The sequence below is a fragment of the Rhizobium sp. 01N48 genome (assembly GCF_056399145.1).
This window is the reverse complement of the sequence record NZ_JBFTQT010000009.1, coordinates 69434-78112: the sequence shown is the minus strand read 5'-3', so window position 1 is coordinate 78112 and position 8679 is coordinate 69434. Positions and strand designations below refer to the sequence as shown.

Genomic DNA, 8679 nt, shown 5'->3' with positions numbered 1-8679 from the left:
AGGGAAAAGGCGCGCGAGCGCCTTTTTCGCGTTTTGAGGGGCATGCGCGGGGTGAGGGGAGGCCGGCTCCCCATTGCCGTGCGATCGAGATACGGAGCATGGTCGGCAGGTCGGTCGTTGCGGCCAGCCTGATTGCGCCATCGGTCGATAGCGAATGAAACCAGGTGGACTGTTTCGCTTCGGATGGCGAGAAGCGTTGCGATACCAGTGGCTGATGAGGCACTTCGGATCTTGTTGGTGCGGCAGGTTTTCGCCGTTGTGGCAAGCCGCGGCGATTGCGATACGCCTCAAGCCTCAAGCCTCAAGCCTCAAGCCTCAAGCCTCAAGCCTCAAGCCTCAAGCCTCAAGCCTCAAGCCTCAAGCCTGCGTTCGTCGGTATTGACACCTGCGTCCGCCGTCATGCCACGGTCTGGCCGAAACCGCGATCCACGCACCAATCACTCCAAACGAAAAGAGGCGCCCGATGGCGCCTCAAGATCACGTCGCGATTGCTACCTTGTCCGCGTCAGCCCTCAGGCCGCAGGCAGTCGCGAGATCGGCACAGCGTCGTCCGCTTCGCCGCCACGGTCCATGGCCATTTCATCGGCCAGCTGGCGGATGTGGTTGAAGTCGGTCGGGCCGTCGAAGACCGCGCCGCCGAGACGGATGTCGAGCGAAAGCGGCGCGTCGCCGGCGGTGAATGCCGCCTGTTCGCAGCGGCGGCGGATGCGCATGCCGACATCCTGGGCGTTTTCGATCGTCGCGCCGGGCAGGAACACGCCGAGCTCGTTGGTCGCAAGCCGCGCGACCAGATCGCCGGAGCGCACCGACGACTGGGTGATCGCGGCAAGCGACTGCATCACGGTGTCGGCCCACTGCGGCCCGTAGCGGCGGCTGATCGCGTCGAGCGTGTCGATCACGACCGCGATCATCACGCCGCCGGCGTCAGTAGAGATTCGCTTGCGGCGGTCGATATAGTGTTCGACGGCGGCCGCGAAGGCTGTTCCGTTGAGCGTCTTGGTAACGCTGTCGTGCCGCTGAGAATAGTTAACGGCATCCTGCAGTTTTCTGAGCTCGTTATTCTTGATCTGCAGCATCATCAGCAGCGGAAATGCAACAAAGAGCGAAATAGCGGTGGCTCCGACGAATCCAACCAAAAATGGTCGCTCCGGCATCAGAAGGTTTAAGATAAGTAAAAAACCGACCGAGCAGGCCGCGAAGCAGATCGAAACGATCGCGGCGATGCGAAGAGCGGAAAGGTTTGTTGCGGATTGGTAACTCTGACGGAATTTCATCGCGGGGCAGGTCCCTGTGGAAGTAACGGCAGATAATCACGGACGGGAAAAGTTGGCGTTAAAAAACCCTGTAAAATTCTAGCTTTAGCTGGAGATGCTTGGGAATTAACCGTCTCCGCAGGAAAGACCTGTACCGGAATTGGAATGTGGAAAAATAGGTGTTACTTGTTTGCCGAATGAAAGCGTTCGGTATACGGGTTCACTCGGTGAATTTAGATGTTGAGGGGCATCCGTCTTGTTTAAAACCAAAAGCATAATTGCAGCATTGTCTGCCACTGTTGCTCTGAATTTCTCGTTCTTCGTCGACGCCAACGCCATGTCGTTGCAGCAAGCCATCGAAACGACGATGAAAACCAATCCGCAGATACTTCAGGCTGCGAAAGACAAAGAAGCAATCGAGTTTGAACTTCGTCAGGCGCGCGGGCTATACTTACCGTCGGTTGATCTGGAGAGCGGCATCGGCCGTCGCCGGTTGTCGAATTCCTCGACGGGCACGCTGAGCTCCGACCATGACTACCTGTCGCCAGGCGATGTCGGTGTCACGGTCACGCAGACGCTGTTTGATGGCGGCGCGCGCAAGTCGCAGGTCGATCAGCAGGCTTCGCGCGTCGATGGCGCCTCCTTCCGGGTCCTCGAGCGCTCCGAAGCGCTGGCGCTCGAAGTAACCCAGGATTATCTGGAATATATGCTGCAAAACCAGATCGTTGCCGCCGCGAAGGAAAACGTCTCCTTCCACACGGCGATGGTCGGCGATATCAATGAAAGCATCCAGGGCGGCGCGCTCACCGATGCCGACCGTCTTCAGGGCAGCGAACGTCTGCAGGCCGCCAAGGCCCGCATGCGCGAAGCGCTCGAAGAGCTGGAAGCAACGAAAATCCGCTTCATGAAGGCCGTCGGCCAGCCGATCGTCAATGCCCAGACCCCGCCGTCGGTCGCCAAGTATATCCCGAAGACGCTCGACGATGCACTGTTCGTCGCCAACAAGAACAGCCCGCGCATATTCTCGGCCAACGCCGATGTTGACGCGGCTGATGCCGGCGTTCGCGGCGCGCGCGCCAACTACCTGCCGAAGGTCAATCTCGAAGGTACGGCCCGCGTCGGTAACGACATCGATGGCGATGAAGGCAACACCAACGATTACCAGGTGCGCGTCGTCGCCCGCTGGAACCTTTATCGCGGCGGCATCGATGTCGCTCGCGAGCAGGAACAGATCCGCCGCGCCGGCGAAGAGCGTTACGCGCTCGCCCAGGTGCAGCGCGAGGTGAAGGAATCGGTGAGCTCCGCCTGGAACGAACGTGTCAGCCGCGGCGAACTGTCGGGCATCCTTGCCAAGCAGTCGTCGATCAACAACCAGCTGGTCGGTTCCTACCGCGAGCAGTTCAAGGTCGGCCAGCGCTCGCTGCTCGACGTGCTCGACGCGCAGAACACCCGCTTCAACACCAAGGTGCTGGCCGATACGGCCCGCGTTGCCTCGCTGTTTGCGGAATACAAGATCCTCGCCGCATCCGGCAATCTGCTTCAGACCATGAAGCTGAAGCCGCTGGACCAGGCAAAGCCTTACGCACGAGAAGAGTTCGCTGTTCCAGCGGCCGCTCAGAATCCCGGATATGCCGAAGTCGACTCTCATCAGAAGGCTGGCATGCCTATGGACCTGCTGGCGCCGATCCGGCAGCAGTAGTAGTCAGGTGACCATAGAACATGCGGAACGTTGCATCTGAGACGAACGGCAGCATGCCGCTTCAAACATTCAAGGCCGCGTTCAAATCCGTGGCAGCGTTCTATGGTCGACCAAGCTCCGATACGGTGCTCTTCTCCGGCCTGCCGGATGAGATCACCGAATCGCTTGAGGGCGATGATGTCGAGCAGATGGCCGAGCGCATCGGCCTTCAGGTCATCAAGCATCCGGAGCGCGATTGCCGGCTCGGCAATTTCGATTGTCCCGCCATCGTCGCCTTCGCCGATGGCGGCGTTCTCCCGCTTTTGGAGATGGCCGAGGACGGCTCCTACATCACCGACATCGTTCCCGTCGCCGGCGTTTCCTCGCGCCTGTCGCGCGAGGACCTGATTGCGCTGAAGCCCGAGACGGCCTTCGCCTTCACGCTCTATTATCAGAACGCCTCGGAAGAGGCGCTTGTTGGTAATGCCGTCGAGATCGAAAAGCGCCACTGGCTGGCAACGACGCTCGCGCCTTACTGGCGCACCTACGTCCGCGTCATGGTGGCCGCGCTCTTCATTAATCTGATCGCGCTCGGCTCGCCGCTGTTTACGATGAACGTCTATGACCGCGTTCTGCCCAACAAGGCGATCCCGACGCTGTGGGTTCTCGCCGCCGGCATCACGCTTGCCTATCTCTTTGATTTCCTGCTGAAAACAGCGCGCTCCTCGCTGATCGATTATGCCGGCCGCAAGGCCGATCTGCGCCTCTCTCAGATGCTCTTCGACAAGGTACTGAACTCGACACTGGCCTCGCGCCCGATGTCGACGGGCGAATATGCCAACCGCGTCACGCAGTATGAGTTCGTCCGCGAATTCTTCACCTCGAACACGATCGGCGTCATCATCGACAGCCTCTTCGTCTTCATCTTCCTCGCTGTCATCTATCTCATTTCCGGCTGGCTCGTGGTCATTCCCGCCGTCGCCTTCGTGCTCTCGGTCGTGATCGGTCTCTACGCCCAGGCCGCGATCGGCAAGCGCATGGCGACCGCCGCCAACGAGGCCTCGCGCCGCCAGTCGCTGCTGGTCGAAACCATCTCGACGATCGAGACGCTGAAGAGCCTGCGCGCCGAAGCCACCATGCTGCGCCGCTGGCAGGAGCTGACGAAATACTCCAGCCGCACCAGCGAAGAGATCAAGCACGTCTCCACCAACGCCATCAACATGACCATGTTCGTGCAGCAGATGGTGAGTGTCCTGATCGTCATCGCCGGCACCTATGAGTTCTCGGAAGGCCGCATCGCCATGGGCGCGATCGTCGCCACCGTCATGCTCGCAAGCCGCGCCGGCGCGCCGCTCGGCCAGATCGCCATGACGCTGGCGCGCTTCCGCCAGGCCACCATGTCGCTGCGCATCCTCGACAAGATCATGGAACAGCCCGATGACCGCCCCTCGACGGTCGGCTTCGTCAATCGCGAGATCACCCGCGGCGCCTTCTCTTTCCAGGATGTCTCGTTCCAGTATCCGGGCTCGGATTATCCCGTGATCAACAAGCTGTCCTTCAACGTCAATCCGGGCGAGCGCATCGGCATCATCGGCCGCATCGGCTCCGGCAAGACCACGCTGGGACGTCTGCTGGACGGCCTGTTTGCCCCGTCGGGCGGCCGCGTGCTGATCGATGGCGTCGATATCCGCCAGTATCACATGGCCGAAGTGCGCGCCAACGTCGCCGTCGCCGGCCAGTCCTCCGATCTGTTCTCCGGGACGGTGAAGGAGAACCTGCTGCTCGGCCGCGCCGACGCCACCGATGAGGACCTGCTCGAAGTCGCCCGCATGACTGGCGTCGACGAGTTCGTCGGCACCCATCCGCGCGGCTTCGACATGCCGGTTGGCGAGCGCGGCAGCAATCTGTCGAGCGGCCAGAAGCAGGCGCTCACCATCGCCCGTCTCTTGCTCACGCGCCCCAAGGTCGTGTTCCTCGACGAGCCCTCGGGCGCCATGGACCTCGCGACCGAGCGCAACCTGATCGCCCGCCTCTCCAAGGCCTTCGACCGCAAGACGACGCTGATCATCGCCACCCATCGCTACAGCATGCTGGATCTCGTCGACCGTCTGATCGTCATCGACAAGGGCCGCATCATTGCCGATGGTCCGAAGCAGGCCGTCATCGAAGCCATGCAGCGCAAGCCCGGCGCACCCGCGGCGGCCGTGGCCCCGCAGGCCGTGGCCCCGCAGGCGGTTGCTCCGGTCGCAAGGCAGGCTCCGGTCACGCCGGTCGCCATGTCCGTCGCCCCGGTCACCTCGGTCGCGCCGGCCCCCGCGGGCTCCGCCGCCATGCCGGTCGCGCAGGTGGCAACGGCTGCTCCTACCCACGCCCATCCGATGCCGGTCGCGTCAGTCGCCTCCGGCGCGCCTGTCGGCCCGGTGGCCGCTGCGAACGTGACGCCCATCGTACCGGGGGTTAAGCTGTCATGAAGAACAAGCACGACAACCCGCCCTTTCTCGCCCGCGCCATTCTCGGCCTTGTGGCGCTCGTCATCGCCAGCTTCGTTGCCTGGGCGGCCATCGCCAAGATCAACGAGATCGCCCGCGGCGAGGGCAAGGTCATTCCCGTCTCGAAGACCCAGATCATCCAGTCGTCCGAACCAGGCGTGGTCCAGCAGATCGCCGTCGTTCTCGGCCAGGTCGTGCGCAAGGGCCAACTCCTGGTCCAGCTCGACAACACCACCACCACTTCGACGCTCGGCGAATCGGTCGCCAAGGCCCGCGCGCTCGGCGCCAAGGTGGCGCGCCTGAAGCTCGAGGAAGAGGGCAAGTACGACGAGCCCTACAATTGCCCTGAGGATATTCTGGCCGTCGCCAAGGAAGTCTGCGCCAACGAGGCCCAGCTTTTCGCCGCCGATCGCGCCAGCTACACCAACAAGCTCGGCGTGCTGAAAGAGCGCGTCCGCCAGCGCGAAAACGAGCTCAGCGAGGCGCACGCCAATATCGACCGCCTGACGCAAAACATTGACGGCGCCCAGCGTCAGTACGACCTTATCAGCCCGCTCGCCAAGAAGAAGCTGGTGGCAGAAACCGAAGTCTTGAAGACCGAGCGCGATCTCACCGATCAGCAGGGACAGCTCAAGGTCTATCAGGAAAGCATCGATCGCCTGCAGGCCGCCGTGCAGGAAGCCAAGCTGCAGCTCGGCGATCTCGCGCTCGAACTGCGCCAGCAGGCGCTGACGGACAAGGCGCAGGCGCTGGCCGAGCTCTCTGTCGTCGACGAAACCGTGCGCGGCGCGTCCGATCGCGTCAAGCGCACCGACATCCGCTCGCCTGTTGATGGCATCGTCAACACGCTCGAGGTCAACACGATCGGCGCCTATGTCGATCCCGGCCGCGTCATCGCCGGCATCGTTCCGACGGCCGACACACTGCTCGTCGAAGCCAAGATCTCGCCGCGAGACGTCGCCTTCATCCGCCGTGGCCAGCCGGCCATCGTCAAGATCACCGCTTACGACTTCTCGATCTTCGGCGGCCTCGAAGGTATCGTCGAGAACATCTCGGCCGACAGTCTGGTGGAGAAGGAAAAGGGCGAGACCTACTATCTCGTGCAGGTCAAGACCGACAAGTCGGAGCTTTCACGCGACGGCAAGACCTATCCGATCATCCCGGGCATGGTCGCCTCCGTCGAGATCATGACCGGCAGCAAGACCGTGCTCAGCTATCTCATGAAGCCGATCAACAAGGCGCGCACCGAAGCGCTGACGGAGCGCTGACCATGCTGATCGTCAAGCCCGGAATTCAGGACGCAACCGATCTCGAACCGACCGACGAGCAACTGCCCGCGATCGACGCCGAAGAGATCGAGCCGCGTTTCCGGGCTGTCGCGGGTCGTGGCGGCGAGCGTCGCGGCATCCGGCTGGAGCGCATCTATTGGGACGGCCTCAGCCGCATGTCGGCCTCCGGCAAGATGTCGACCGCCGATCTCGTGCATTACACCGCTTCGCAGATGCCGGAATCCGGCAATCTCGCCTCGCTTCTGCGTGTTCTGAGCTTGAAATGGGCGCTGCGCCGGCTGGATACGGTCGAGGACATCTCCTCGCTCGCCAACGTCAACGCCATCATCCAGGCCTCGCCATCGCCGGCGATCCTTTTGACGCATGAGAAGAAGGTGCAGCTCTTCAACGACGCCTTCCTGTCGATGCTGCGCCAGCGCCTGCCGCTCGGCGATCTCGCGCAGCTGACCAAGAGCCTGCGCTTCTCGATCGACACTCAGATCGAGGAAGCCATCGCCACCCTGTCGCGCAACAAGGGCAAGACGCTGGCCACCGGCTTCACCATCGCCGTGGGCACCCAGACCATGAAGGGCCAGATCAACCTGGCTTTGGCGCCGACGCACGAGAAGTCGATGCTCATCGGCTATATCTCCCGCTACTGAAGCGAACCCCACCTCAATCCTCGAAACGCCCCGCCGCATCGCGGTCACGCTCGTATCGATGCTTCAACGGAAACGCCGGAAGCCACCCCTCGCGGCGAATGGTCCAAAGCTCATAGCTCGGCTGAAACTGATCCTTCTGATCAAGTGACCCGAGATTGACCTCGACCTCATCGCCGCTCCGTCCAAACACCGGCGAGCCACAGCGCGGGCAGAAAAACCGCCCGTTATACTCCCCCGTCTCCCCCTCGACCCGCACCGCATCTTCGGGAAAGATCGCCGAGGCATGAAACGGCGCCCCATGATGCTTGCGGCAATCCATGCAATGACAGATGCCGACCCGATAGGGTGCACCGGATACAGTCAAACGAACGCGGCCGCAGAGGCATCCGCCGGTAACTTCGCTCATCGCGTCTCTCCTCCCTCAGCTAATCCTGGAAGCCAAACGGCGTCGCCGCGCAAAAGTTCGCAATCGAGCAACAAGCCTTGGCTACAAGGTTCTCTTCGTCAGCCTCATGCGATCGAGCCTGTAGCTCTCATGGAAATGGTTCTTGACCAGATTGAACCAGTCTTCAGGCAATGCGCCGAGCACGCAGGTGTCTTCCACGATCCGGCGCTGGGATATCCATTGTGCCGGGCGCAGATCCGGACCGGGCCAGACGAAAGCATTGACCTCGTCGGTGTAGATCCATTGCGGTCTGGCATCGAGCCCGATGTGGTGGCGCAATTTCGCGGGCACCTCGAGCGCTCTGCGGCCTTCCGGTGGGCGCATATGGGAAATGCCGAGCGCATAGACGAATGTTGACCCGAGTTCGTCACGCGTCGATAGGATAAGCGCCGTCGGATAGACCTTCTCGCCGTCCTGCCGCGTCCTGGCCTTGCTGGCCCACAGATATTCGTAGGCGACGACATGACCAATGGGCGGCAGAGCGGGGATTTTCATCGCGTCATCGCCTCAGCTTGGGTGACGCGTCTTCCTCTTCGATATCGGGCAGGTCATCCAGATTGTAAGGCGTGTCGGTCTCCACGCGCGCCTGCATGATCTGATCCACTTCGCTTTCCGAAAGCGCGCCCACGGGAAGCGAAACCCTGAAACGCTCCCAAAGCTGATGAAACATGTCAGCCGAGACGAGATAGGCCGTTGGCCTGCCGTACTTGGTGATCTCGACCGGTGCCTGTTGGACCTTGTCGTGCCACTCGCCAAAATTCTTCTGAAACTCCGAAGCAGGGACACGTGGCATGCTGGCCTCCATTTTCCGTAACATGCACAAGATACACAAAATCGGGCCGTTTCTCAAATGCCGCAAAAAGTTTCAGGGGAGGGCGCTTTTC

At 61.7% G+C, this 8679-nt stretch carries 8 protein-coding genes; 4 read left to right on the top strand and 4 right to left on the bottom strand.

All coding sequences use genetic code 11. The annotated features are described in order from the left end of the window. Positions 1-512 precede the first annotated feature (512 nt). Positions 513-1136, bottom strand: a complete 624-nt coding sequence (locus AC1DOG_RS17720; RefSeq protein WP_477929835.1) for a GGDEF domain-containing protein — start codon at positions 1134-1136, stop codon at positions 513-515. A 454-nt stretch (positions 1137-1590) separates the two neighbouring features. Between AC1DOG_RS17720 and AC1DOG_RS17715 the strand changes: the two genes are divergently transcribed. Genes AC1DOG_RS17715 through AC1DOG_RS17700 form a run of 4 tightly spaced genes read left to right on the top strand, consistent with a single transcriptional unit; the run spans position 1591 to position 7350 of the window. Then, a complete protein-coding gene (locus tag AC1DOG_RS17715; protein ID WP_477930055.1) occupies positions 1591-2952 on the top strand; it encodes a TolC family outer membrane protein in 1362 nt (453 codons plus the stop codon). A gap of 20 nt (positions 2953-2972) precedes the next feature. After that, on the top strand, positions 2973-5402 hold the full coding sequence (locus AC1DOG_RS17710) for a type I secretion system permease/ATPase (protein ID WP_477929833.1): 2430 nt from the start codon (positions 2973-2975) through the stop codon (positions 5400-5402). After that, positions 5399-6688: an HlyD family type I secretion periplasmic adaptor subunit gene (locus tag AC1DOG_RS17705; RefSeq protein ID WP_112944441.1), complete on the top strand. Its 1290-nt coding sequence runs from the start codon at positions 5399-5401 to the stop codon at positions 6686-6688. Before AC1DOG_RS17710 ends, AC1DOG_RS17705 begins: the two co-directional genes overlap by 4 nt. 2 nt (positions 6689-6690) lie before the next feature. Continuing rightward, positions 6691-7350, top strand: a complete 660-nt coding sequence (locus tag AC1DOG_RS17700) for a ribbon-helix-helix domain-containing protein (RefSeq protein ID WP_477929831.1) — start codon at positions 6691-6693, stop codon at positions 7348-7350. A gap of 13 nt (positions 7351-7363) precedes the next feature. Here AC1DOG_RS17700 and AC1DOG_RS17695 read toward each other — a convergent pair whose 3' ends face one another. The 3 genes from AC1DOG_RS17695 to AC1DOG_RS17685 form a co-directional block, all read right to left on the bottom strand. Further along, positions 7364-7756 carry a GFA family protein gene (locus tag AC1DOG_RS17695; protein WP_477929829.1) on the bottom strand — a complete coding sequence of 131 codons (393 nt, stop codon included), beginning with the start codon at positions 7754-7756 and terminating at the stop codon, positions 7364-7366. An 81-nt stretch (positions 7757-7837) separates the two neighbouring features. Further along, positions 7838-8290 (bottom strand): hypothetical protein, encoded by a 453-nt coding sequence (locus tag AC1DOG_RS17690; protein ID WP_112823254.1) that lies wholly within the window; start codon positions 8288-8290, stop codon positions 7838-7840. A 4-nt stretch (positions 8291-8294) separates the two neighbouring features. Next, complete coding sequence (locus AC1DOG_RS17685) at positions 8295-8588, bottom strand: type II toxin-antitoxin system Phd/YefM family antitoxin (protein WP_477929827.1); 294 nt, start codon at positions 8586-8588, stop codon at positions 8295-8297. Positions 8589-8679: the final 91 nt, after the last annotated feature.